General features: G+C 70.5%; 21 protein-coding genes and 1 pseudogene. 16 read left to right on the forward strand and 6 right to left on the reverse strand.

Going from position 1 to position 22,178, the window contains the following annotated elements:
* Positions 1 to 81: 81 nt before the first annotated feature.
* Positions 82 to 1,221 (forward strand): annotated as a pseudogene (locus L942_RS07525) (CoA transferase).
* Between the two features lie 81 nt (positions 1,222 to 1,302).
* Here the strand turns inward: L942_RS07525 and L942_RS07530 are convergent.
* The 3 genes from L942_RS07530 to L942_RS07540 are packed head-to-tail and all read right to left on the reverse strand — an operon-like array spanning position 1,303 to position 4,609.
* Positions 1,303 to 2,127: an alpha/beta fold hydrolase gene (locus L942_RS07530; RefSeq protein WP_037356823.1), complete on the reverse strand. Its 825-nt coding sequence runs from the start codon at positions 2,125 to 2,127 to the stop codon at positions 1,303 to 1,305.
* Complete coding sequence (locus L942_RS07535) at positions 2,127 to 3,038, reverse strand: VOC family protein (RefSeq protein ID WP_037356826.1); 912 nt, start codon at positions 3,036 to 3,038, stop codon at positions 2,127 to 2,129. Before L942_RS07535 ends, L942_RS07530 begins: the two co-directional genes overlap by 1 nt.
* The gene (locus L942_RS07540; RefSeq protein WP_037356828.1) at positions 3,035 to 4,609 is read right to left on the reverse strand and encodes an FAD-dependent monooxygenase; all 1,575 of its coding nucleotides are present in this window, start codon (positions 4,607 to 4,609) and stop codon (positions 3,035 to 3,037) included. Before L942_RS07540 ends, L942_RS07535 begins: the two co-directional genes overlap by 4 nt.
* 134 nt (positions 4,610 to 4,743) lie before the next feature.
* Between L942_RS07540 and L942_RS07545 the strand changes: the two genes are divergently transcribed.
* Positions 4,744 to 5,379 carry a TetR/AcrR family transcriptional regulator gene (locus L942_RS07545; RefSeq protein WP_200862735.1) on the forward strand — a complete coding sequence of 212 codons (636 nt, stop codon included), beginning with the start codon at positions 4,744 to 4,746 and terminating at the stop codon, positions 5,377 to 5,379.
* A gap of 73 nt (positions 5,380 to 5,452) precedes the next feature.
* On the opposite strand, the gene L942_RS07550 is transcribed toward L942_RS07545, so the two are convergent.
* Positions 5,453 to 5,644, reverse strand: a complete 192-nt coding sequence (locus tag L942_RS07550; RefSeq protein ID WP_037356833.1) for a DUF2795 domain-containing protein — start codon at positions 5,642 to 5,644, stop codon at positions 5,453 to 5,455.
* Between the two features lie 102 nt (positions 5,645 to 5,746).
* Between L942_RS07550 and L942_RS07555 the strand changes: the two genes are divergently transcribed.
* From L942_RS07555 to L942_RS07570, 4 genes are read left to right on the forward strand one after another with little or no spacing between them, the layout of a single operon-like run.
* Positions 5,747 to 5,968: a DUF6480 family protein gene (locus tag L942_RS07555; RefSeq protein ID WP_037356836.1), complete on the forward strand. Its 222-nt coding sequence runs from the start codon at positions 5,747 to 5,749 to the stop codon at positions 5,966 to 5,968.
* 54 nt (positions 5,969 to 6,022) lie between these two features.
* The gene (locus tag L942_RS07560; protein WP_235078944.1) at positions 6,023 to 7,243 is read left to right on the forward strand and encodes an MFS transporter; all 1,221 of its coding nucleotides are present in this window, start codon (positions 6,023 to 6,025) and stop codon (positions 7,241 to 7,243) included.
* Entirely contained in the window at positions 7,240 to 8,457 is a 1,218-nt protein-coding gene (locus L942_RS07565; protein WP_037356839.1) for an AI-2E family transporter, read from the forward strand. The genes L942_RS07560 and L942_RS07565 overlap by 4 nt, the downstream gene beginning before the upstream one ends.
* Positions 8,438 to 8,821 (forward strand): hypothetical protein, encoded by a 384-nt coding sequence (locus L942_RS07570; protein ID WP_037356841.1) that lies wholly within the window; start codon positions 8,438 to 8,440, stop codon positions 8,819 to 8,821. Before L942_RS07565 ends, L942_RS07570 begins: the two co-directional genes overlap by 20 nt.
* Here L942_RS07570 and L942_RS07575 read toward each other — a convergent pair.
* Entirely contained in the window at positions 8,818 to 9,576 is a 759-nt protein-coding gene (locus tag L942_RS07575; protein ID WP_037356844.1) for an IclR family transcriptional regulator, read from the reverse strand. The genes L942_RS07570 and L942_RS07575 overlap by 4 nt on opposite strands.
* A gap of 66 nt (positions 9,577 to 9,642) precedes the next feature.
* Between L942_RS07575 and L942_RS07580 the strand changes: the two genes are divergently transcribed.
* Genes L942_RS07580 through L942_RS07595 form a run of 4 tightly spaced genes read left to right on the forward strand, consistent with a single transcriptional unit; the run spans position 9,643 to position 13,450 of the window.
* Positions 9,643 to 10,785 carry a cupin domain-containing protein gene (locus L942_RS07580; protein WP_037356847.1) on the forward strand — a complete coding sequence of 381 codons (1,143 nt, stop codon included), beginning with the start codon at positions 9,643 to 9,645 and terminating at the stop codon, positions 10,783 to 10,785.
* Positions 10,782 to 11,612, forward strand: coding sequence for a fumarylacetoacetate hydrolase family protein (locus tag L942_RS07585; protein ID WP_037356851.1), 831 nt, complete (start codon positions 10,782 to 10,784; stop codon positions 11,610 to 11,612). Before L942_RS07580 ends, L942_RS07585 begins: the two co-directional genes overlap by 4 nt.
* Positions 11,612 to 12,214 (forward strand): maleylpyruvate isomerase family mycothiol-dependent enzyme, encoded by a 603-nt coding sequence (locus L942_RS07590; RefSeq protein WP_037356854.1) that lies wholly within the window; start codon positions 11,612 to 11,614, stop codon positions 12,212 to 12,214. Before L942_RS07585 ends, L942_RS07590 begins: the two co-directional genes overlap by 1 nt.
* A gap of 9 nt (positions 12,215 to 12,223) precedes the next feature.
* Positions 12,224 to 13,450, forward strand: a complete 1,227-nt coding sequence (locus tag L942_RS07595; RefSeq protein ID WP_200862736.1) for an FAD-dependent oxidoreductase — start codon at positions 12,224 to 12,226, stop codon at positions 13,448 to 13,450.
* A 283-nt stretch (positions 13,451 to 13,733) separates the two neighbouring features.
* On the opposite strand, the gene L942_RS07600 is transcribed toward L942_RS07595, so the two are convergent.
* A complete protein-coding gene (locus tag L942_RS07600) occupies positions 13,734 to 14,525 on the reverse strand; it encodes an IclR family transcriptional regulator (RefSeq protein ID WP_063695731.1) in 792 nt (263 codons plus the stop codon).
* A 183-nt stretch (positions 14,526 to 14,708) separates the two neighbouring features.
* Between L942_RS07600 and L942_RS07605 the strand changes: the two genes are divergently transcribed.
* The 6 genes from L942_RS07605 to L942_RS07625 are packed head-to-tail and all read left to right on the forward strand — an operon-like array spanning position 14,709 to position 22,017.
* Positions 14,709 to 16,190 carry an aldehyde dehydrogenase family protein gene (locus tag L942_RS07605; RefSeq protein ID WP_037356860.1) on the forward strand — a complete coding sequence of 494 codons (1,482 nt, stop codon included), beginning with the start codon at positions 14,709 to 14,711 and terminating at the stop codon, positions 16,188 to 16,190.
* Positions 16,191 to 16,213: 23 nt separating this feature from the next.
* Positions 16,214 to 18,325, forward strand: a complete 2,112-nt coding sequence (locus L942_RS07610; RefSeq protein ID WP_037356863.1) for a hydantoinase/oxoprolinase family protein — start codon at positions 16,214 to 16,216, stop codon at positions 18,323 to 18,325.
* A complete protein-coding gene (locus L942_RS07615; protein WP_081654973.1) occupies positions 18,325 to 20,298 on the forward strand; it encodes a hydantoinase B/oxoprolinase family protein in 1,974 nt (657 codons plus the stop codon). Before L942_RS07610 ends, L942_RS07615 begins: the two co-directional genes overlap by 1 nt.
* Positions 20,295 to 20,579: an acetone carboxylase subunit gamma gene (locus L942_RS45255; protein ID WP_081654974.1), complete on the forward strand. Its 285-nt coding sequence runs from the start codon at positions 20,295 to 20,297 to the stop codon at positions 20,577 to 20,579. The genes L942_RS07615 and L942_RS45255 overlap by 4 nt, the downstream gene beginning before the upstream one ends.
* Positions 20,576 to 21,337, forward strand: a complete 762-nt coding sequence (locus L942_RS07620) for an SDR family NAD(P)-dependent oxidoreductase (protein ID WP_037356865.1) — start codon at positions 20,576 to 20,578, stop codon at positions 21,335 to 21,337. The genes L942_RS45255 and L942_RS07620 overlap by 4 nt, the downstream gene beginning before the upstream one ends.
* Positions 21,334 to 22,017 carry a class II aldolase/adducin family protein gene (locus L942_RS07625; protein WP_037356868.1) on the forward strand — a complete coding sequence of 228 codons (684 nt, stop codon included), beginning with the start codon at positions 21,334 to 21,336 and terminating at the stop codon, positions 22,015 to 22,017. Before L942_RS07620 ends, L942_RS07625 begins: the two co-directional genes overlap by 4 nt.
* Positions 22,018 to 22,178 lie beyond the last annotated feature (161 nt).

The following is a 22,178-nucleotide window of genomic DNA, read 5'->3' on the forward strand; positions in this document are numbered from 1 at the left end:
CTTCGGCGGCCCCGAGGTGCACGAAGGCCTCGCCTCGCACCGCGAACGCCGCAAGCCGGACTTTTCCCGGGTGCACGACTCATGAACCCCGCTCTCCTGGCCGGACTGCGGGTAGTCGAGCTGTCCGCGTACGTCGCGACGCCGTTGTGCGGGCTCACCCTGGCCCAGCTCGGCGCGGACGTCGTGCGAGTCGAACCGCTCGGCGGCGCCGCGGACCGCACGCGCTGGCCGCTTGCCGACTCCGGGACCAGCCTCTACTGGTCCGGGCTGAACAAGGGAAAACGCGCCGTCGCGGTGGACTTGGAGTCCGAAGCGGACCGGCGCCGGGTGGCCGACCTGATCGTCGACGGCGGCCCGTGCGTCGTCGTGACGAACACCGAACGGCACGCCGATCTCGGGTATGCGGCGCTGAGCGAGCGGCGGCCGGACCTCATCCACGTCCTGCTGACCGGCCGGGCCGACGGCGGCGCGGCGGTCGACTACACCGTGCAGGCCGCGACCGGCTTCCCGCTGCTGACCGGCACCGGGCCGGAACCGGTCAACCACGTGGTGCCCGCCTAGGACGTCTGCGCCGGGCTGTACCTGGCGATCGGCCTGCTGGCGGCCGAACGGCACCGGCAGGTCACCGGAGAGGGCCGCTCGATCCGGGTCGCGCTGGAGGACGTCGCGCTCGCCACCGCCGGGAACCTCGGCTACCTCGCCGAAGCGCAGCTGACCGACCATTCGCGCACCAAATCCGGCAACGAAATCTACGGCACTTACGGCGACGACTTCGAGACCGCCGACGGGGTCCGGGTGATGATCGTGCTGCTCACCGAGCGGCACTGGCAGAAGATGCTCGCCGCGACCGGGCTGTCCGACGCCTTCGCCGGGTTGAGCGAGTCGCTGGGCATCTCGTTCGCCACCGAGTCCGACCGCTACCGGCACCGCGACGTGATCACGCCGCTGCTGGCGCGCTGGTTCAAGCGGACGCCCTACGCGGAGGCGGCGGAAGTGCTTACGCGGCACCGGATCCTGTGGGAGCGGTACCGCAGCTTCGCCGAGCTCGGCCGCGACGGCGGTGCGGCGCTGCGCGAACTGGCGTTGTTCGGGAAGGTCGACCAGCCCGGGGCCGGGGCGCATTGGGCGCCGAAGTCGCCGGTGCAGGTCGACGGGGCGCGGCTCGATCCGCTGCCCGCGCCGGGGATCGGGCAGCACAACGACGAGGTGCTGGGCCGGTAGGAAGCCCTTCTTCCTGGTCGAGCGCGGGCTTCTCGAGCGGCGGGGCGGTCTCCTTCACCGAGACGGCCCCGCCGCCCGGAATCAGTGGTGCAGAACGAAGTCCGTCACCATCCGGTTGAACTCGTCCGCGTGCTCCAGCTGCGCCCAATGCCCGCACCGGTTGAGCAGGACCGCCCGCGAGTCCGGGATGTTCGCGGCCAGGAACAGCGTCGACTCGAACGACACCACCCGGTCGTCGCGGCCGTGGATCAGCAGGGTCGGCGCGGTGATCCCGGAAACCGCCGCCAGGTTCAGCCAGATGGGGATCGGTGCGTTCGGGGCGGCCGCCGCGATCGCGCGCAGGTGCTCCGGGCGCGCGAGGGCCGCGTCCGAGCGTTCCTGGCACAGTTCGGGGGTGGCGAAGCGGGCCTTGTCGTAGACCATGATCTCGACCAGCCGGCGCATGCCCTCCGGGCTGGCGTCGGAGTAGGTCTCGAACATGATCTTCAGGCCCTCGGTCGGTCCTCCGCCGGCCCCGAACAGGAACGGCTTCATCTGGATCGGCGGGCCCATCGTCACCAGGTGCGACAGCCGTTCCGGGCGTTCGACCGCCAGCCGGAGCGAGGTGTGCCCGCCCATCGAGTTCCCGACGAAGGCGGCTTTTTCGATGTCCAGCGCGTCCAGCAGCTGGGTCGCGGCTTCGACGTGGTCGAGCGTGGCGAAGTCCGCGCCGTCGGAGTCGCCCCAGCTTGGCATGTCCGGGGCGATCACCCGGAAATTCCGGGACAGCGCCTCGATGTTCGGCGAGTAGTTGCTCCAGCCGGTCGCGCCGGGGCCGCCGCCGTGCAGGAGGACGAGCGGGTGGCCTTCGCCCGCCTCGTGGTAGTGGATTTTCCAGTCGCGGGTCCGCACATGACGCGAGGCCATCAGAGCGCACCTCCGGCCAGCTGTTCCGCGACCGCCTCCGGCGCCCGGTGGCCCCACCAGTGCAGCTGGTCGAGCGTCCGCACTTCCCAGGTCTCGTCGTCGATCAGCAGCCCGCCCCAGCCGTATTCGACGGAGAAGCCCGACGGCGTGCGAACGTAGAAGCTGAACATGTGGTCGTTCGGATGCATCCCGAGCGTCATTTCGAAGGGCTGTTTCGCGTCGAGGCACCGGTCGTAGGCGAGACCGACGTCGCGGATGTCGGAAACCTCGACCATGAAGTGGTGCGTCCGCTTCGGGTGCGGCATGTCGCCGAACGCGACCGAGTGGTGCCGCGGGTTGCAGTGCAGGAAGGCCAGATCCGCGACAATCCCGGGAGCGACCTCCTCGACGATGATGTCGCTGAGCTTGAAGCCGAGCAGTCCCTCGTAGAACGCCAGGTACGTCTCCCGCGGGACGCCTTTGGCCAGCAGCACCTGGTGCCCCGCGCCGCCGGTTCCGGTGACGAACTCGCCGAGCAGCAGGTCGCTGCGGAACGGGGTTTCGGCGTCGGCCAGGCCGGTGACCAGTTCGAGCACGTTGCCCAGCGGGTCGGTGACGAGCACGATGCGGTCGACCTTCCGCGCGGCGGCCAGATCGGGGCCGCCTTCGACCGCCTCGACGCCGGCCTTCCGCAGCCGCGCGACCAGAGAATCCAACTCCGCCGCAGACGGAACCTCGTAGCCGCTGCGGACGAGGTCGTCGGCGGGGCCTTCGGCGAGGATCCAGCGGTGCGCCTTCTCGTCGGTGCGCAGGGTGAGGCCGTCGGCGGACTTCTCCCCCAGTTGCATGCCGAGCAGGGACACCGCGAAGCGCTCCCATTCGGCGAGGTCGCTCACCTCGTACACGACGTAGGCGAGTTCTTTCACGGTCATCGAGATTCCTTTCCACGCTGGAAAACTGGGGTGGCGAGGCCGGTCTTGTCGGCCGCCGCGACGAATTTGTCCGGACGCACGGCGATCGCCTGGACGCCGTATCGGCCGAGCCACGGCAGCAACGCGTCCTCGAGGTCCACGAGGTCGGTATCAGCGCGGGTGTACGCCGCCCGCGGCCGGACGGCGACGTAGCACGCGCCGAGAGCGTCCCAGCCGGACTTCTCCTCGGGCGTAAGCAGCGTCGCCGGGTCGACGTCGTTGCCGAGCAGGACGAATCCGTTGGGCAGCAACACATCCAGCCGGTCGATCCGACCGACGGCGTCGCAGGCCAGCGGCTGCGGGAGATAGCGGCCGACGATCGACGCGTCCCCGGTCTCGCCGCGCAGCCAGCCGCCGGCGAGGGCCGGCGGCGCGTTGAGCGGCGGTTCCCACGGCGTGACCAGGTTCGGCGGGACCGCGTTCATCGCCTCGATCTCCGCCGGGGTCGCCTCCTGCTTGATCACCCGGCCGAGCGCGACGGCCAGCCCGGTGTAGAACTCGGCGGACGGGCGGCGTTCGGCCTCGTAAGTGTCGAGCCACTCCTCGCCGAGTTCGCCGCGGACGATTCCGGCGATCTTCCAGCCCAGGTCGTACGCGTCGCGCATGCCGGTCTGCATGCCGGCGCCCGCCCACGGCGGCATCAAGTGCACGGCGTCGCCGGCCAGGAAAACCCGCCCCCGGCGGTAGGTTCCGGCCATCCGGACGTGGTGGCGGTAGAACGCGTACTGGTGGATTTCGACGTCGTCCCCGGTCACGCCGAGGGCGCGCAGCAGCGGCCACACCTCGGCCTCCGTCGGGAAGTCCGCCTCGGTTTCGGCGGCGTTGAGCGGAATTTCCCACCGGTGGTTGCCCGCGGAGAGCGCGATGTCGACGACCGGGCGTTCGCGGTCGGTCCAGAAGGTGAGGAAGTCGCGGTCCGGCCACCAGCGCTTGACCCGGCAGTCGATGACGATCCACAGCGTGTCGCCGGTGTCGCCGTGCATCGGGATGCCGAGCATCTTGCGCACCGGGGACGAACCGCCGTCGGCTGCGATCGCGTACCGGGTGCGCACGGTGCTCTCCTCCCCCGATTCGCGGTCGCGCGCGGTGACGGTCACGCCGCCGGCGTCCTGCTCGACCGCGACGACCTCGACGCCGTAACGGACGGTCAGGCCGGGGTGCTCTTCGCCGCAGCGACGCAGCTCAGCCTCGAGAGCCGGCTGGTAGATGTTGTAGAACCGCGGCTTGCTCCCGCGGGTGCCGAGCGTGCTCGGCGGATGCTCGACGCGCATCACCTCGCGGCCGTCGTAGGTCACCCAGCGCAGGGCCCGCTGCGGTTCGACAACGCGCTCGACCCGGTCGTCGACGCCGAGGTCCTGCAGGATCCGCATGGTCCAGTCGTTGATCGTGACCGCCCGCGCCCGGGCGTAGACGTCCTGGTCCCGCTCGAACGCGGCCACCCGCGCGCCCTTCGCGGCCAGGGTCAGCGCCCCCGCCAGGCCCGTCGGGCCGTATCCGACGACGGCGACGTCGGCGTCGTAGTGCTCACTCATGTCCCAGGCTCCACAGTTTTGGACCGGTCGTTCGGTTCATTAGTGGCTACGGTCACACCTGGGGTCGAGGTTCGTCAAGGAGCGGCGGGCACGATTCCGGTGTGCAGAAAACCGGCGGCCCTATGCTGCTCGGCGTGGACACAGTGCGGGCCGGGAACCGGCGGGGACGGCGTTCCCGGGAGGAAATCCTCGACACGGCGTCGCGGATCATGGCCGAACGCGGCTACTCCGCCACGACGATGTCAGTGCTCAGCGCCGAGACCGGCCTGCCGAAGAGCGCGATCTACCACCACTTCCAGTCCAAGGGCGGACTGCTGTCGGCGGTCATGGAGCGCGGGGCGTACGAGTTCTTCCGGCACCTGCGCGAGTCGCAGGCGAATCCGCCCGAAGACCTGCCGCCGGCCGAACTGCTCGGCTGGTTCCTGCAGCGCACCGGCGAGGTGTTCGTCGCGAAACCCGATTTCCTGCGGCTGCACCTGATCCTGCTGATGAGCGCCGAAGCGGTCGCGGACGTCGAGGTGAAGGAGATCATCGAACGCGTGCGCGCCGACGGACGCCAGCACATGCGCCGGATGATCTCGCGCTCGTGGGCCAGCCTCGGACCGGAGGCGGCGGAGAAGGTGGGCGAAGCGCTCGACTACTTCGGCATCGCCGGATTCGACGGCGCGTTCGTCGCCTGGCAGGCGGAACCGGACCGTTCCATGCGCGACCAGATGGCGCTGCTGACCGAGGCCATGGTCGCGATCGCCGAGCGGGTGCTCGCCAGTTAACGCTCCACAATGGACACCGCGGAGAACGGCTCGAGGCAGCGCGTCCGCCTCGAGCCGCTTCGGGTTTCGGCGCCTACTTCTGAGCGGCTTCCTTGCTGACGCCGCTCGGCCCCTCGTACGTGCGGTCGGGCAGGCCGCGCAGCACGTCGAGCGCGCTGGAATCCGCACCGTTCCGCTCCGCTGCGGCGACCAGGTCGTCTCGGGCGGCCGGGTAGTCGACGCCGGCGAGGTCCTTCCGCAACTGGATGGGATCGAGGTCAGCCATGGCGTCCGCCTGCCCGTCCCGTCCGGGAACAAACGCGCGCGTTTATCGCCGTCCGGGACGGCAACCCGTCGGGCGACCGCATCCCCGACGAGGAGACCGGACATGACCGCACCCGGGCCCGAACCCGACGAGGTGCCGGGTCTCGAGCCGGGCGGCTCGGTGCCGCCCGGCGACACCCCGCCCGACGCCGGGCAGACTTCGGGACTCTCGCATCCGCAGCCGATCCCCTCGCGCAAGCTGCCCGCCCGCTGGCTGCTCGCGGTCGCGATCCTCGTGCTCGTAGTGACCGCGTTCTTCGTGCTGCGCGCCGTCGACTGGTTCTAGCCGCGCCGTTTGCGAGTGATCTCCGCCGGGAATTCGCGCCGCGAGGTGATGGACGTGGTGCGAACCGAGGTGCCGGCGAGGACGGACCGGTTGCCGTGGTCGTCGTGGCATGGGCTGATGCTCGTCGGGCTGGGCACGGTGTGGATCCTCGACGGCCTCGAGGCGACCATCGTCAGCGCGCTGTCGGACCGGCTGACCGAACCGGGCAGCGGCCTGGTCCTTTCCCAAGTCGGGCTGGCGAGCTCGTGCTACGTCACCGGCGCGGTCTGCGGTTCGCTCGTCTTCGGCTATCTGACCGAGTACGCGGCGATCAACTCCGCGATCGGCGAACTCGTCCCGGCCCGCTGGCGCGCGACGGTCAGCTTGGCGGTGAACGGCTCGTACTGGTTCGGCGCGGCCGGCGGCGCGGCGCTCAGCCTGGTCCTGCTCGACGTCGCCGTGATCCCGGCGTGGCTCGGCTGGCGGCTGGCCTTCGGGCTGGGCGCGGTGCTCGGCCTGTTCATCCTGATCGTCCGCCGGACCGTTCCGGAAAGCCCGCGCTGGCTGTTCACCCACGGCCGCTCCGACGAAGCCGACCAGGTCGTCAGCGGCATCGAGGAACGCACCCGTACCAGGCTGACCGAAGTCGCGGCGACGCTCGTGCGCGGCTACCCGAGACGGACCCTGCTCGGGCGCGCCCTCTTCGTCGGGCAAGCGTTCCTCTGCAACGCGGTCTGCTTCACTCAAGGCCTGGTGCTGAGCCGGTTCTTCGGGGTTTCCAGCGGATCCGTCGGGCTCTACCTCGTCCCGCTCGCGGCGGGCAGCTTCGTCGGCCCGCTGGTCCTCGCGCGGTTCTTCGACTCGATCGGCCGCCGCCCGATGATGATCACCAGCTACCTGGGCTCCGGCGCGCTGCTCGTCGGGACCGGCCTGCTGTTCCGAGCCGGAGCGCTGTCCGCGGGCGCCCTGACTGTCGCCTGGTGCGCGGTGTTCTTCCTGGCTTCGGCCGGGGCCAGCTCCGCCTGCCTCACGGTGTCGGAGATCTTCCCGCTGGAGGTGCGCGCGCTCGCGATCTTCTGTTCCGTCGGCACCGGCCTCGGCGGGATCATCGGGCCGGTGCTGTTCGGCAGTCTGGTCGAGACCGGAGCCGTCGGCAACGTCGCCTTCGGCTACTGCCTGGGCGCGGGGATGATGATCGCCGGCGGCCTGGCCGAAGCGGTTCTCGGGATCCGGGCGGAACGACGCTCGCTCGAATCGGTCGCCGAACGGTTGTCGGCGAAGGCGGCGGCCGCATGAACGCGCCGTCCCGCCGGATCGCCGGCGCGAACCGCCATCGCCGCCGCGACGCCGCCGACGCGGTGCCGTGGTCGCTGCGGGTCGCCGCGGCGGCGAGCTGGCGGTTCCTCGTCGTCCTGACGATGCTCGGGGTCATCGCGTGGACGCTCGGGTACCTTTCGGCGGTCACCGTGCCGATCGGGATCGCCCTGCTCCTGTCGGCGCTGTTCGCGCCGCTGGTGGAACGGCTGGTCCGCTGGCACGTGCCCCGCGCGCTGGCCACGCTCATCGCGATCATCGTCGGGCTCGCCGTCCTGGGCGGGGTGCTCACCCTGGTCGTCACCACGGTCACCGCCAGCCTGCCGCAGCTGGGCAGCCAGGTCGGGGCCAGTCTCGCGAGGATCAACAACTGGCTGCAGCACGGACCGCTGCACCTGCCCCAGCTGCAGCAGCTCCTCGACAAAGCGGTCAACACGATTCAGGGCAACACCGCGGAGCTGACCACGCGGGTGCTCACCACCGCCGCGACCGTCGGCGGCGTGCTGACCGAGATGCTGCTGACGCTGTTCGTGCTCGTGTTCTTCCTCTACAGCGGCAACCAGGTGTGGCACTTCCTGCTGAAGATCGTGCCCGCCGCCACGCGCGACGAGATCGACGTCGCGGGCCGCCGCGGGTTCGCGTCGCTGGTCAGCTACGTGCGCGCGACCGTGGCCGTGGCCTGTGTGGACGCGGTCTGCATCGGACTCGGCATCTGGCTGGTCGGGGTGCCGCTCGCGGTGCCGCTGGCCGCGCTGATCTTCATCGGCGCGTTCGTGCCGATCCTCGGCGCGGTGGTGACCGGCGCGGTCGCCGTGCTGATCGCGCTGGTCGCCAACGGATTCGTCGCGGCGGGCATCGTGCTCGCCATCGTCGTCGCGGTGATGCAGCTGGAAAGCCATGTGCTGCAGCCGTTCCTGCTCGGCCGCGCCGTCCGGCTGCATCCGCTGGCGGTGGTCCTGGGCATCGCGCTCGGCCTGGAAATCGCCGGGATCGTCGGGGCCTTGCTCGCGGTGCCGGTCCTGGCTGTCGCGAAGGCCGCGTTCGGGTCGCTGCTGCGCGATCCGCATCTGGATCCGGTCGACATCGACCCGCTTCAGCCCGCCAGCGCCCGTACCACCGGACGATCAAGGGTTTCGGCGGTGCGGAGGCGGGTAACCGCACGGCGGAGGGACTCTGATGACGAGCTTGATCACTGACAACGCCGATGGCGCGACGCCCCGGCGGGTATCGGTCGAACGCGGTGTTCCGCAACCCCGGCCGGCGCCGCCCACGGTGTCCTCGACGCTGCACCGGCTTTCTTCGATGGCGTCCTTGCGCGCGTGGGAACAACGCTCGACTCCCGCGCTGATGCACCAAGCGATCCTGGACGGCGTCCACGCCCGGCATGCCGCCGAAGCAGCACACCTGAGCGTCGCCGAGGCACACGTGCGGTGGGGTGCTTGGGCGGCCAAGCGGCTGGCCCCGCAGCGTCCCGGGACGGCGGCAGAGCTTTCGGTGCAGCAATTCCTCAGCGTGCACGCGGCTTTCGCGGCGGCCCTCGCGGGAGAAGACCGGCGTTAACCGCGCAGGTCGGCTTCCAACGCGCTCGCGGTCGCGCGCAGTGCCGCCACCAATGTCGGCAACTGGTCCTTCCGGTACCGCACGCTCGGCATCGACACCGACAATCCGGCGACCACCACTCCGTCCGGACCGTGCACCGGCACGCCGACCGCGACCACTCCCCGCTCGGAACGGCCCTGGTTGAGCGCGAACCCGCTGCGCCGCACCCGCGCGAGGTCCGCCCGCAGTCCGGCCAGGTCCGGGCGCTCCCCCGGCTTGTCGACCGCGTACAGCTCCTCGACCTGTTCCGGCGGCAGTTCGGCGAGCACCAGCAGACCGCCCGTCGTCTGATGGGCCGGGAAAACCATCCCTTCGCGTGAACCGACGCGCAACGCCTGCGAGCACTCGACACTCGCGATGAATCTCGCCGTGTCCCCGGTCCGGACCGTCAGGTTCACCGACTCGTCCAGCAGGTCCACCAGCCGCCGCAGGTGCGGAAGCGCCGCCGCGCGCAGTTTCGACGCGGCCGATTGCGAATGCGCGGCCAGCTCCAGCACCGGGCCCACCCGGTAGGCCCGGTTGGCATCCTGGACGGCGAAATCGCGGTAGACGAGCATCGCGAGCAGCCGGTGCGCGGTCGAGGGCGCGACGCCGATCCGCTCGGCCACCTCGGAGACCGTCAACGGGCCTTCGAGCTGCAGCATCGCCGCGATCCGCAGGGCGTTGTCGACGCTGGCCACCGCGTACGGCGGCGGGGCCTTGAACCGTTTGTCCATCCGGGCCGCCTTTCCGCACACCAGAATCCCGTTTTCCGCAGGCCGGGACCCGCCCACCATAACCCCATGCCCAGCACTCCAGCGCGAACTCCCGTCCAGCTCGCCGCGGTCGACGCACCGGACCAGCCCGCGGTCACGCCCGCTCTCGAGGAGCTCTACCGCGGCTTCGAACAGGAGCTGCTCGTTCCGTTGTGGACGGAGATCGGCGACCTGATGCCCGCGCATCCGCGTTCGCGGGCGGTGCCGCACCGATGGCAGTGGGAGAACCTGCTGCGGCTCGCCGAGCAGGCGGGCGGGCTCGTGCCGGTCGGGCGCGGCGGGGAACGGCGGGCGATCGCGCTCGCCAACCCGGGACTCGGCGGCCGTCCGTTCGCGACCCCGACGCTGTGGGCGGCGATCCAGTACCTGATGCCCGGCGAAGACGCCCCTGAACACCGGCACACACAGAACGCGTTCCGGTTCGTCGTCGAAGGGTCCGGCGTGTGGACGGTCGTCGGCGGCGACGCGGTCCCGATGCGCCGCGGCGACTTCCTGCCGCAGGCGGGCTGGAACTGGCACGCGCACCACAACGCCACCCGCGAGCCGATGGCCTGGCTCGACGGTCTCGACATCCCGTTCCAGTACGGCATCGACGCGCAGTTCTTCGAGTTCGGCCGCGAAGCCATCAGCGAGGCTGAGCGGACCACGCCGGAGCGGTCCCGCTCGGAACGGCTCTGGGCGCATCCGGGCCTGCGACCGCTGTCCGCCGGTCACGTCGCGCCGGGCTCGCCGTTGCTGGCGTACAAGTGGGAGCACACCGACGCCGCGTTGCGCGACCAGCTGCAACTGGAGAAAGAAGGCTACGGCGGGACGGTCGAGCCAGGCCACGCAGCGGTCCGGTTTGCCGATCCGCACAACGGTTCCGACGTTCTGCCGACCATCCGCGCCGAGTTCCACCGCGTGTCCCGCGGCGCCGAGACCGCGCCGTTGCGCGAGACCGGCTCGTCGGTCTGGCAGGTGTTCGACGGATCCGGCACGGTGACCGTCGGCGATGCGTCGTGGACGGTCTCGCGCGGGGATCTGTTCGTCGTCCCGTCCTGGCAGCCGTTCTCGGCCAAGTCGGAGGCCGGTGCCACCGATTCCGACTCCGGTGCCCTTGACCTGTTCCGTTTTTCGGACGCGCCCGTGTTCGAGGCGCTCCACCTCGACCGTCAGGAGACCCTCCGATGAAGCTCGCCACCCTCCGCGTCGACGGCGGCACGCGCGCCGTCCGCCTTGACGGAGACGTGCTGGTCGACCTCGGCTTCCCCGACCTCGGCGCGCTGCTGGCCCAGGACGGCTGGGAGGCGCACGCCGCACAGGCGACCGGCCGGACCTGGCCGGCTGAGGGCGCGGACCTCGCCCCGGTCGTGCCGAACCCGTCCAAAGTGGTCTGCGTCGGGCACAACTACACCGACCACATCAAGGAAATGGGCCGCGAGCTGCCCGCGTACCCGACGCTGTTCCCCAAGTTCGCCGACACCCTGACCGGCCCGGCCGACCCGATCGCCAAACCGCCGGAGACCGACGCGCTGGACTGGGAGGTCGAACTCGTCGTCGTGATCGGCAAGACCGTCCGGCGCGCGGACGAGGACGAGGCCGCGGCGGCGATCGCCGGGTTCACCGTCATGAACGACGTCTCGGTCCGCGACTGGCAGTTCCGCACCGTCGAGTGGACGCAGGGCAAGATCTGGCAGTCCTCGACTCCGGTCGGCCCGTACGTCGTCACGCCGGACGAGGTCGGCGGCGTCCGGCCCGCGCTCGAAGTCAAGACCACTGTGGACGGTCGGGTCATGCAGCGGGACGACACCGGCACGCTGCTGTTCGACCCGGTGCACCTGGTGCGGTACGTCTCCACGATCGTCCAGCTCAACCCGGGCGACCTGATCGCGACCGGCACGCCCGCCGGGGTCGGCCACGCCCGCGACCCGAAGGTCTACCTGACCGGCGGCGAAACCGTCGTCGCCGAGGTGGCCGGAATCGGCGCGTGCGTGAACCAGATCGTGAAGGAGCCGTGATGGCCCCCGCCGCCGCGCAGAGCTGGGTTTCGTCCGGGACCGAGCTTTTCCTGACCCACGCGAAAGAACTGTCCGGTCCCAGCGCGCTCCCCGGCTGGACCCGCAAGCATCTCGCGGCGCACGTCGCGGCCAACGCGGACGCCCTCGGCAACCTCGTGCACTGGGCCCGGACCGGCGAGCGCACCCCGATGTACGCCTCGCCGGAGCAACGCAACGCCGACATCGACGCCGGCTCGCGGTTGCCCGAAGCCCAGCTCGCCTCCTGGCTGCGGGATTCGGCGCGCTCGCTGGAGTCGGCGATGGCGGCCCTGACCCCGCGGCAATGGCAGAACGAGGTGGTCACCGCGCAGGGCCGGACCGTGCCCGCCACCGAGATCCCCTGGCTGCGGGCCCGCGAGGTGTGCGTGCACGCGGTCGACCTCGGCACCGGACTGTCCTTCGCCGACCTGCCGGAAGCGTTCCTGTCCGCGCTCGTCGCCGAAATCCAGGCCAAACGCGGCCTCGACTCGCTGCCGGACGGCCCGTTGCCCGACGTCGCGGCGTACCTGGCCGGGCGGCCGCATTCGCTGACCGGGGTCCCCGACCTCGGCCCCTGGCTGTGAGGAGAACCCATGGACACCCCTGACGTGCTCGTCGTCGGCGGCGGGATCGGCGGGCTGAGCACCGCGTTCGCGCTGTCCCGGCTCGGCCTGCGGGTCCGCGTCCTCGAGCAGGCGAAGGAGTTCGGCGAGGTCGGGGCCGGCATCCAGCTCGCGCCCAACTGCACCCGCATCCTCGACGCCTACGGCCTGCTGGACACCGCGAAGGCGCGCGGCGTCGTCCCGGACCGGATGGTCATGCGCGACGCCGTCGACGGCCGCGAGCTGACCGCACTCGACCTGCGCGACCTCGAACGCCGCTACGGCTTCCCCTACCTGGTCATCCACCGCAGCGACCTGCACCGGCTGTTCCTCGACGCCTGCCGCGACGCGGGCGTCGAACTCCTGACCGAGCAACGGATCGTGTCCTACACCGCAGATCCCGCCGCCGCGGTGACCGACGACGGCACCACGCACCCCGCACCGGTCGTCCTCGCCGCCGACGGCCTGCACTCCGCGGCCCGGAAGCACTTCGCCGACGACCAGCCGGTCTCCTCGGCGTACGTCGCCTACCGCGGCACCGTGCCGGTCGCCGAGGTCGGTCGTCCGGTCGACCTGTCCGAGGTCGTGGTCTACGTCGGGCCGCGCTGCCACTTTGTCCACTATGGACTGCGCGGTGGCGATTTGCTCAATCAAGTAGCGGTTTTCGAATCGCCGAAGGCCGTGGCCGGGCAGGCCGACTGGGGCACGCCGGACGAGCTGGACACCGCCTTCGCGGCCGCCTGTCCCGAGGTTCGGGCCGGGATCCCGCGGATGTGGCGGGACAAATGGTGGCGGATGTACGACCGCGACCCGATCTCCACGTGGGTCGACGGGAGGCTCGCCCTGCTCGGCGACGCCGCGCACCCGCCGCTGCAGTACCTGGCCCAAGGCGCGATCATGGCCATCGAGGACGGCTGGGTGCTGGCCGAACACGTGAAGCGGCTGGGAGAATGGGACGGGGCGCTGGCCGCCTACGAGGCTGTCCGGACGGAACACTGCCGCCGGGTCGTGCTGACCGCCCGTGCCTGGGGAAGTCTCTGGCATCTGGACGGCGTCGCGCGGGAACAGCGGAACGCCCTGCTGCGCAACCGGGCGACGGACGACTACTCCTTCACCGACTGGCTGTACGGACCGACGGCGTTGTTCCCCGAGGACGAACCGGCGATGTTCGAGCCGATCCCGCTGTCCGCAGCGGATGATTTGACTGCCACTCGCTGACCCCGACCCGGCGGTGAACGGGTCGTTCGCCGCCGGGTACGAGGACTCAGCACTTCGCTTGTCGCGTGGCTCGAGCGCGGCTGGATTAGCCACGGCTACGATCCGTCACACCGAGCGACGGCTGGTCCACTCCGCGACAGCCGATGCACGATTACGTGCTTACCGAGCGGTCGGGAAGCACTCTCCGACTAGAGATTCAGGCCTGAACACGACGCCGTCTGCACGGCCATCGCAGCATTAGCCGTGGCGCGAGCGCCGCGGGAACGTACCCCGCGCTTCTCGTTCACCCCAGCTTCTCCGCCAACCGCCGGCAGGCCTCCACCAGCGCGACCGCGTGCTCGTCCCGCTGCGCTTTTGTCATCCGGCCGGTCGGCGCCGCGACGCTGAGCCCGCCCAGCAGCGGACCGTCCGGACGCGCGACCGCGCAGCCGATCGAGCTGACGCCGTCCTCGCTCTCGCCCGCGTTGAGCGCGTAGCCGCGGCGCCGGATCCGCTCGATCTCCGCCAGCAGCGTGCTGCGGCTCGTCATCGTCTTCGTGGTGACCTGGCCGAGCACCTCGTCCGGGTAGCGCTGCGCGATCTGGTCGTCAGGCAGCTGCGCGAGCATCGCCTTGCCCAGGCTGGTCGCGTGCGCCGGGAGGGTGCGGCCGACGCGACCGGACACCCGCAGCGCCCGGTCGCTCTCGATCACGTCGAGGAAGCGCACCTGGCTGCCTTCGAGGGAACCGAGGTGCACGGTTTCCCCGGTGTTCTCCGCCAGCCACTGCAGCACCGGCCGCGCGACCGCGCGCAGGTCCATCTGGTTCACCACCGACAGGCCGATCTCGACCAGCGCCGGACCGGCGCGGTAGACGCGGCTGGCCGGGTCCTGGTCGACGAACCCGTGGTGCACGAGCATCGCCATCAGCCGGTGCGCGGTCGACTGTCCCACGCCCAGCGCGTCGCGCGCGTCGGACAGTCGGAGTTCTCTGGTGGCGCTGAACATCCGGAGCAGCCGCAGCGCGCGGTCCACGGATTCGATCGGGTACTGGGGAGCGGGCCGCACGGGGCCGGCTTCGGCAGCGGATGTCTGCATAGCAGACATGGTATCTGGACCAGGGAGTTTGTGGGCGCTCTTGGTGAAATTATCCGTCCATGTTTCTTGAGAACAGAATATGAGTCCGCAGGATGGACTTCGGGGAGGGTCGCGGGGTTAGCATGAGCCGACGGCACGCGGGGCGCCAAGTCCCCGCGGGACTCAGGAAGCGCAGGAGCGACGATGCTCGAAGCACATTCCGGCCCGGAAATCCCGACCCGGGTCGCCGAACTTCTCGACCGCGAGTGGCACCTGCTCATCGACGGCAAGCTCGTCCCGGCGCGGTCCGGTGCCACCTTCTCCCGGGTGTCCCCCTACACCGGCACGGTGATCGCCGAGGTACCCGACGCGGGACCCGACGACGTCGACGAGGCAGTGCGCGCCGCGGCCGACGCCCGGGCAGTCTGGCGAGACACCGTGCCGGTCGAGCGGGCGAAGCTGGTCGCGGAACTGGCCGACGCCATCGAACACCACGCCGAGGAGCTGGCCCTGCTCGACACGGCGGACGCCGGTTCGCCGATCTCCAATTCGCGCGTCGACGCCGCCGTGACCGCAGCGCAGCTGCGCATGTTCGCCGGGCAGGCGTTGGAACTGAAAGGCACCACGGTGCCCGCCAGCACCGCACTGCACGTGACCACGCGCGAACCGGTCGGCGTGGTGGCGCGGATCGTGCCCTACAACCATCCGCTGATGTTCGCGGGCAAGATCGCCGCGCCGCTGGTCGCGGGCAATCCGACCATCCTCAAGCCGCCGGAGGCCGCGCCGCTGTCCGCGTTGCGGCTGGCCGAGCTGGCGAAGGACATCTTCCCGCCGGGCGTGCTGTCCGTCGTGGTGGGCGACGGACCGGCGGTGCCGGACGCACTGGTGCGCCACCGGCAGGTGCGCAGGATCGGGTTCATCGGGTCCGAACCCACCGGGCGGGCCATCCAGCGAGCGGCGGCCGAGAGCGGCGTCAAGGACGTCAGCCTCGAACTCGGCGGCAAGAACGCCATGGTGGTGTTCCCGGACGCGGACCTCGAAGCGGCGGCCGCCGGAGCTGTGTTCGGCATGAACTTCACTTGGTCCGGACAGTCCTGCGGGTCGAACTCGCGGCTGCTCGTGCACGAGGACGTCCACGACGCGCTCGTGGCCCGTGTGGTCGAGCTGATCGAGGCGCGCCGGATCGGCGATCCGTTCGACGAACGCACCGAACAAGGCACGATGATCAACCAGGCGCAGTACGAGAAGTCGTTGTCCTACATCGACATCGCGGTGTCCGAGGGCGCTCGGGTCGCCACTGGCGGCGGCCGTCCGGCCGGTCTCGACCACGGCCTGTTCGTGGCCCCGACGGTGTTCACCGGCGTGCGCCCGGACATGCGGATCGCCCGCGAGGAGGTGTTCGGGCCGCTGCTGTCGGTCCTTCCGTTCGCCGACGAGGCCGAAGCGGTCCGCATCGCCAACAGCGTCGAGTACGGGCTGACCGCGAGCGTCTGGACCTCCGACGTCACGCGGGCGCACCGCGTGGCCCGCGCGTTCGAGGCCGGGTTCGTCTGGATCAACGGCTCGTCCCGGCATTTCCCCAACGTGCCCTTCGGCGGCGTCAAGGGATCCGGCGTCGGCCGCGAGGAAAGCCTCGAAGAACTGCTCAGCTACACCGAAATCAAATCCCTCAACGTCATGTTCTGACCAGCGAAGGCAAAGGGGCCCTCATGGCGTACGTCATCGGCATCGACACCGGCGGAACGTTCACCGACGCCTTCGTCGCCGACCAGCACAACCGGCTCGCCGCGGCCAAAACCCCGTCCACTCCCCCGGATTTCGCGACCGGCTTCCTCACCGCGATCGACGAGCTCGCCGCCGAACTCGGCATCCCGGTGCGCGACCTGCTCGCCGGAACCGACTATCTCGTGCACGGCACCACCTCGACCCTGAACGCCTTGGTGACCGGGGACGTCGCGCAGGTCGGCTTCCTCACCACGCGCGGGCACGCGGACTCGATCAGCATCATGAACCTCGAAGGCCGCTACGCCGGGCTCGGCAGCGACGACATCCAGCACATGGCCCGCACGGCGAAACCCGCGGCGTTGATGCCCCGGCACCGGATCCGCGAGATCGACGAGCGCGTGGACTACCAGGGCCGCGTCGTCGTCCCGCTCGACGAGGACGGCGTCCGGACCGCGGTGCGCGACCTGCTCGCCGACGGCGCCGAGGCGATCGCGGTCTCGTTCCTGTGGTCGTTCCGCAATCCCGCGCACGAGCAGCGGGTGCGCGAGATCGTGCGGGAGGAAGCTCCGGAGGTGTACGTGGCGCTGTCCAGCGAGGTCAGCCCGCGGATCCGCGAGTACCCGCGCAATGTCACGACGATCATGAACACGCAGGTCGGCCCGCGGCTGGGGAGTTACCTCCGCCCGCTCGAAGCCGAACTGCGGGCCCGCGGGCTCACCGGCGCGTTGCTGGTGATGCAGGGTTCCGGCGGCTGCGTCACCGCCGCCGACGCGCCGGCGCACGCGATCACCACGATCGGTTCGGTGCTCACCGGCGGCGTCGTCGGCTGCACCCGGATGGCCGCGTCGCTCGGCCACGACAAGGTGATCTCGACCGACATGGGCGGCACGACGTTCCTCGTCGGGCTGGTCGTCGACGGCAAACCGGTGACCACCACGAGCACGATCCTCAACCAGTACACGATCAGCACGCCGATGGTCGACGTGCACACTATCGGCGCCGGCGGCGGCGCGATCGCCTGGGTGGACCCGGGCGGCAACCTCCGGGTCGGGCCGCGCAGCGCGGGCGCCCGTCCCGGGCCGGCCTGTTACGGCGAGGGCGGCTGGGAGCCGACGGTGACCGACGCGGATCTCGTCCTCGGCATCATCAATCCGGACAATTTCCTCGGCGGGCGCAAGAAACTGAACGTCCAGCTGTCCCGCGACGCGATCGACAAGGTGGTCGCGACGCCGCTCGGCATGTCCGTCGAGGACGCGGCGGCGGCGATCTACGCGATCCAGAACGCCCAGACCGCCGACCTCGTCCGCAAGGTCGTGGTCAACTCCGGCCAAGACCCGCGGGACTTCACCCTCTACGCGTTCGGCGGCGCGGGCCCGATGCACTGCGCGAGCTACTCGGCCGACCTCGGCGTCAAGGAGGTCGTGGTCCCGCTCGGCTCCACCGCGGCGGTGTTCTCCGCGTACGGCCTGGCCGCCTCGGACATCGTGCTGACGGCCGAACAGTCGCAGCCGGGCGCGATGCCGGTGCCCGCGGAGACCGCGAACGAAGTGTTCGCCGGGCTGGAACGGGAACTGGAACGCCGGCTGGCCGAACAGGGCCTGACCTTCTCCGCGATCAGCTACGAACGCGAGGCCGACGTCCGGTACACCATGCAGCTCGCCGAGGTCGCGACCCCGGTGTCCGGCGGCGAGCTGACCGCCGAGTCGATCGACCAGCTCGGCCGGGACTTCGAGGCGAGCTACGAAGCTTTGTACGGCAAGGGATCCGGCTTCCCCGACGCCGGGCTGCAGCTGATCACCTATCGCGTCCGCGCGACCGGGATCCTGCAGATCCAGCCGGAACTGCCCGAGCACGGCGCCCTGCCCGGCGAGCCGGTCCCGAGCGGCGAACGGGAGGTCCTGCTCGACGTGCGCACCGGACGCCAGCCCGCCGCGATCTACGACTACCGCTCCCTCGGCGCGGGCCACGAGATCGAAGGGCCCGCGGTCGTCGAAGCGCCGACCACCACGGTCGCCCTGCCGCCGGGCACCGCGGCCACGGTGGACCGCCTGGGCAACCTCGTGCTCCGTTTCCCCGACCGGAAGGAACACTCCTGATGGCTGTCATCCCCGTCGCCGGATCCGAGCGATTCGTCCAGTCCGGCGCTCCCCTCGACCCCGGCGCGTGCTTCGGCGGCCTGAAACTGCACCGCGGCGGCTCCGGCAGCGTGGACGCGCTCACCTACGAGGTCGTCCGGCACCGCCTGGTCGCCATCACCGACGACATGGGCGACGCGATCAAGCGGATGTCCGGCTCCGTCGTGGTCACCGACTGCAACGACTTCGGCGCGGGCATCATGGACGAGACCGGCGAAACCGTGCAGGTCGGGCTGTACAACATGCAGCTCGGGTCCGCTTTGGACATGGCGGTGCGCTGGACGCTGGAGCACCGCGCCGAGAACCCGGGCATCGCGCCGGGCGACCAGTTCCTCCTGAACGATCCGTGGATCGGCGGCGGTCTGCACCAAAACGACGTCACCGTCCTCGCCCCGCTGTTCTACGACGGCCAGCTGTTCTGCTGGACCGGCGCGGTCGCGCACCAGGTCGACCTCGGCGGCGTGTCGCCGGGCAGCTGGTCGGTCGAAGGCCATGACGTGTTCTGGGAGGCGCTGCCGATCCCGCCGGTGAAAATCGTCGAAGGCGGCACGCTGCGGTCGGACCTGGAGGACATGTACCTGCGCCGGTCCCGGGTGCCGCGGCTGGTCGGGCTGGACCTGCGCGCGAAGATCGGCGCGAACAATGTCGCGCAGGACCGGCTGACCGCGCTCATCGACAAGTACGGCCCGGACACCGTCAAGGCCGTGATGAAGAAGATGATGGGCGACGCGGAATCCCAGCTGCGCGCGAAGCTGCGCGCGCTGCCGGACGGGACGTGGTCGGCCGTCGCGCACCAGGACGGGGCGCGGGCGGGCGACCGGGACATCCACAAGATCGTCGTCGCGATGTCCAAACAGGACGACACCCTGACGTTCGATTTCACCGGCACCGACCCGCAGGTCGACGGGATCATCAACTGCACTCTCGCCGGACTGCGCGGCGGCATCCTGCCGATCCTGCTGACCATGCTGTGCCCGGACATCTCCTGGTCGCCGGGCGGGATCTACCGGTGCGTCGAGATCGTCAGCGAACCCGGGACGATCAACAACTGCACCTTCCCGGCGGGCATCGGCAAGGCGTCGGTCAACTCGGCCTGGGCCACGCAGAACGCGGTCTCCGAAACCGTCGCGCAGATGCTGAGCACGCACGCCGAGCTGAGCCGGTCTGCGATGAGCGTGTGCTGCGGCACCTGGGATCTCACCCTGCTGGCCGGCGTCGACCAGCGCGGCGGCGGGTTCGCCACGATGCTGTGCGACGCGATGTCCGGCGGGCTCGGCGCGAAGGTGGACGGCGACGGCGTCGACACCGGCGGCGAGAACTGCATTCCGATGGGCCGCATCGCCGACATCGAGATCAACGAGTTCAGCTTCCCGATGCTCTACCTGTGGCGGCGCGAGGAGGTCGACTCCGGCGGACCGGGCCGGTGGCGCGGCGGCGTCGGCGCGTCGAGCTGCTTCATCCCCTACGACTCCCCCGCCCGCAGCGTGCACCTCGTCGTGTCGGCCAACGGCAAGGCGGTGCCGCAGGCTCCCGGCATTTCCGGCGGTTATCCCGCCGCCACGCAATGGGACGTCCTCGTCCGCGACACCACCGTGCGCGACCAGCTCGCGAACGGCCGGATCCCGCAGACGATCGACGACCTGAACGGCCGCGCGGACACCCTCCCTCCGCACCTGGAAACCGATCTCGCCGAAGCGGACGTCTATTTCACCCATTGGCAAGGCGGCGGCGGAATCGGCGACCCGCTGCACCGCGAGCCCGAACGCGTCGCCGCGGACGTCCGCGACGGCAAGGTCTCCGCCGCTGCCGCTCTGCACGTCTACGGCGTCGTGCTGACCGGCGGCGATCCCGACCTCGCGGCCACGGCGGCGCACCGCGACCGGCTGCGGTACGAGCGCGCCGGGCTCTCCGCGCCGGAAGGAGCGCACCAGTGAACCTCGACCTGAACCTCCGCGTGGACGACGCCACCGGCGCGGTCGTCTGCCGCCACTGCGGGACGCGAATCGGCGACACCACCGCCGAACCGATGGCGCACGCGCTGCGGCACGAACGTCCGTCGACTGAAGCCGGCCCCGGCGTCCACGTCGATCCCGCCTCGTTCGTCGACCGGAAAATCGTGCTGCGCCAAGCATTCTGCCCCGGCTGCCGGACGCTGCTGTCCACCGAGATCGTGCCGGACGGCGAGCCCTCCTACCGAAGCTGGAGCCTGACATGACCCTGAACGGACTCGCCGGAAAGGTCGTCGTCGTGACCGGCGCGGCCCAAGGCATCGGCGCGGCCTACGCCCGCCGGCTGGTCTCCGAAGGCGCGACCGTGGTGCTCGCCGACCTCAACCTCGACGGCGTTCAAGCCACCGCCGATTCTCTGGCCGGCCCGGGCAAAGCCAGCGCGTACGCACTCGATGTCGCCAGCCGCGCCAGCTGCGCGGAGTTCGCCGCGCAGCTCACCGAGGCATACGGCCGGGTCGACGGGCTGATCAACAACGCCGCGGTCTTCTCCACCATCAAGATGAAGCCGTTCTGGGAGATCGCCGACGAGGAATGGGACCGCCTGATGGCGGTCAACCTCCGCGGCCCGTGGCTGCTCGTGTCGGAGCTGCTTCCGCTGCTGCAGGCTTCGCCGTCGGCCAGCGTGGTCAACATCGGCTCCGACGCGGTGCAGCTCGGCCGTCCGGGCTACCTGCATTACGTGGCCAGCAAGGGTGGCGTGCACGGCATGACGTTCTCGATGGCGCGTGAACTCGGCGAGTTCGGCATCCGGGTGAATACTCTGTCGCCGGGACCGGTCTACACCGAAGTCGCGCGAGAAACCGTTACCCCGGAACAACGAGAGGCCATGCTGCGCGCCCAGGCACTGCACCGCCCCGCCGGGGCCGACGACATGACCGGTCTGGCCGCGTTCCTGCTCAGCGACGACTCGGGGTACCTGACCGGCCAGACCCTCAGCGTCAACGGCGGGCTGGTGCACCGATGAGCAGCCAGCAGGAACTCGTCGCGCTGTCGTCCCGGATCCTGGCCGCCGCCGGACAAGGCGACCTCATCTGGGGCCATGTCTCGTGCCGCGACGCCGACGGCCGGGGCGTGTGGATCAAGTCCGCGGAGTGGGGCATGGAGGAGGTAACGCCGGACCGCGTGCAGCTCGTCAACGCCGACGGCGAGGTCGTCTCCGGCACCGGTCCCCGGCACAGCGAATATCCGATCCACACGGAGGTCATCGCCGCGCGGCCCGACGTCAACGCGGTGGTGCACACCCACGCGCCGCACGCCGTCGCCCTCGCCGCGACCGGACAGCCGCTGCGGCCGGTGAGCCACGCCGCGAACCTGTTCGTGCCGCCCGAGGTGCCGCGTTACACCGAAACCGCGGATCTGATCCTGACGCCGGAATTGGGCAAATCCCTGGCTGCCGAACTCGGCAACGCCCGCGCAGTGTTCCTGGTGAACCACGGGATCGTCGCGGTCGGCGATTCGATCGAAAGCGCGACCGTCGCCGCGGTAGTGCTCGAACGGGCCTGCGAACAACAGTTGCTGACACAGTCCTTCGGCGGCTGGCCAAGCTGGTCGCCGCCCGAGGAATCCCACGCCAAACGCGAACACATCTACCACCCGCGCGCGGTGCGGGCGGTGTGGGACTACCTGGTGCGCCAACTGCCCTGAGACGGCGGGTGCGCTGTCTCACGGCAGCGCACCCGCCTGGGTCTTCACCGCTCCGCGGACACTGCCGGTCCATTCCGCCGAAAATCCCACCATCCGCTGAAATGCGCGAAGGAATTCGCAGCCGTACCGCCCTTGCCGCGATAGGGAACAATTTCTCAAGG

Source organism: Amycolatopsis orientalis DSM 43388 (genome assembly GCF_000411975.1).
Taxonomy (GTDB): Bacteria; Actinomycetota; Actinomycetes; order Mycobacteriales; family Pseudonocardiaceae; genus Amycolatopsis; species Amycolatopsis orientalis_D.

Excerpts from the sequence above, each read along its gene's own strand:
- L942_RS07530 (WP_037356823.1), bottom strand. The coding sequence starts at position 2,127 with ATGGCCTCGCGTCATGTGCGGACCCGCGACTGGAAAATCCACTACCAC.
- L942_RS07535 (WP_037356826.1), bottom strand. The coding sequence starts at position 3,038 with ATGACCGTGAAAGAACTCGCCTACGTCGTGTACGAGGTGAGCGACCTC.
- L942_RS07540 (WP_037356828.1), bottom strand. The coding sequence starts at position 4,609 with ATGAGTGAGCACTACGACGCCGACGTCGCCGTCGTCGGATACGGCCCG.
- L942_RS07550 (WP_037356833.1), bottom strand. The coding sequence starts at position 5,644 with ATGGCTGACCTCGATCCCATCCAGTTGCGGAAGGACCTCGCCGGCGTC.
- L942_RS07555 (WP_037356836.1), top strand. The coding sequence starts at position 5,747 with ATGACCGCACCCGGGCCCGAACCCGACGAGGTGCCGGGTCTCGAGCCG.
- L942_RS07565 (WP_037356839.1), top strand. The coding sequence starts at position 7,240 with ATGAACGCGCCGTCCCGCCGGATCGCCGGCGCGAACCGCCATCGCCGC.
- L942_RS07570 (WP_037356841.1), top strand. The coding sequence starts at position 8,438 with ATGACGAGCTTGATCACTGACAACGCCGATGGCGCGACGCCCCGGCGG.
- L942_RS07575 (WP_037356844.1), bottom strand. The coding sequence starts at position 9,576 with ATGGACAAACGGTTCAAGGCCCCGCCGCCGTACGCGGTGGCCAGCGTC.
- L942_RS07580 (WP_037356847.1), top strand. The coding sequence starts at position 9,643 with ATGCCCAGCACTCCAGCGCGAACTCCCGTCCAGCTCGCCGCGGTCGAC.
- L942_RS07585 (WP_037356851.1), top strand. The coding sequence starts at position 10,782 with ATGAAGCTCGCCACCCTCCGCGTCGACGGCGGCACGCGCGCCGTCCGC.
- L942_RS07590 (WP_037356854.1), top strand. The coding sequence starts at position 11,612 with ATGGCCCCCGCCGCCGCGCAGAGCTGGGTTTCGTCCGGGACCGAGCTT.
- L942_RS07595 (WP_200862736.1), top strand. The coding sequence starts at position 12,224 with ATGGACACCCCTGACGTGCTCGTCGTCGGCGGCGGGATCGGCGGGCTG.
- L942_RS07600 (WP_063695731.1), bottom strand. The coding sequence starts at position 14,525 with ATGCAGACATCCGCTGCCGAAGCCGGCCCCGTGCGGCCCGCTCCCCAG.
- L942_RS07605 (WP_037356860.1), top strand. The coding sequence starts at position 14,709 with ATGCTCGAAGCACATTCCGGCCCGGAAATCCCGACCCGGGTCGCCGAA.
- L942_RS07610 (WP_037356863.1), top strand. The coding sequence starts at position 16,214 with ATGGCGTACGTCATCGGCATCGACACCGGCGGAACGTTCACCGACGCC.
- L942_RS07615 (WP_081654973.1), top strand. The coding sequence starts at position 18,325 with ATGGCTGTCATCCCCGTCGCCGGATCCGAGCGATTCGTCCAGTCCGGC.
- L942_RS07620 (WP_037356865.1), top strand. The coding sequence starts at position 20,576 with ATGACCCTGAACGGACTCGCCGGAAAGGTCGTCGTCGTGACCGGCGCG.
- L942_RS07625 (WP_037356868.1), top strand. The coding sequence starts at position 21,334 with ATGAGCAGCCAGCAGGAACTCGTCGCGCTGTCGTCCCGGATCCTGGCC.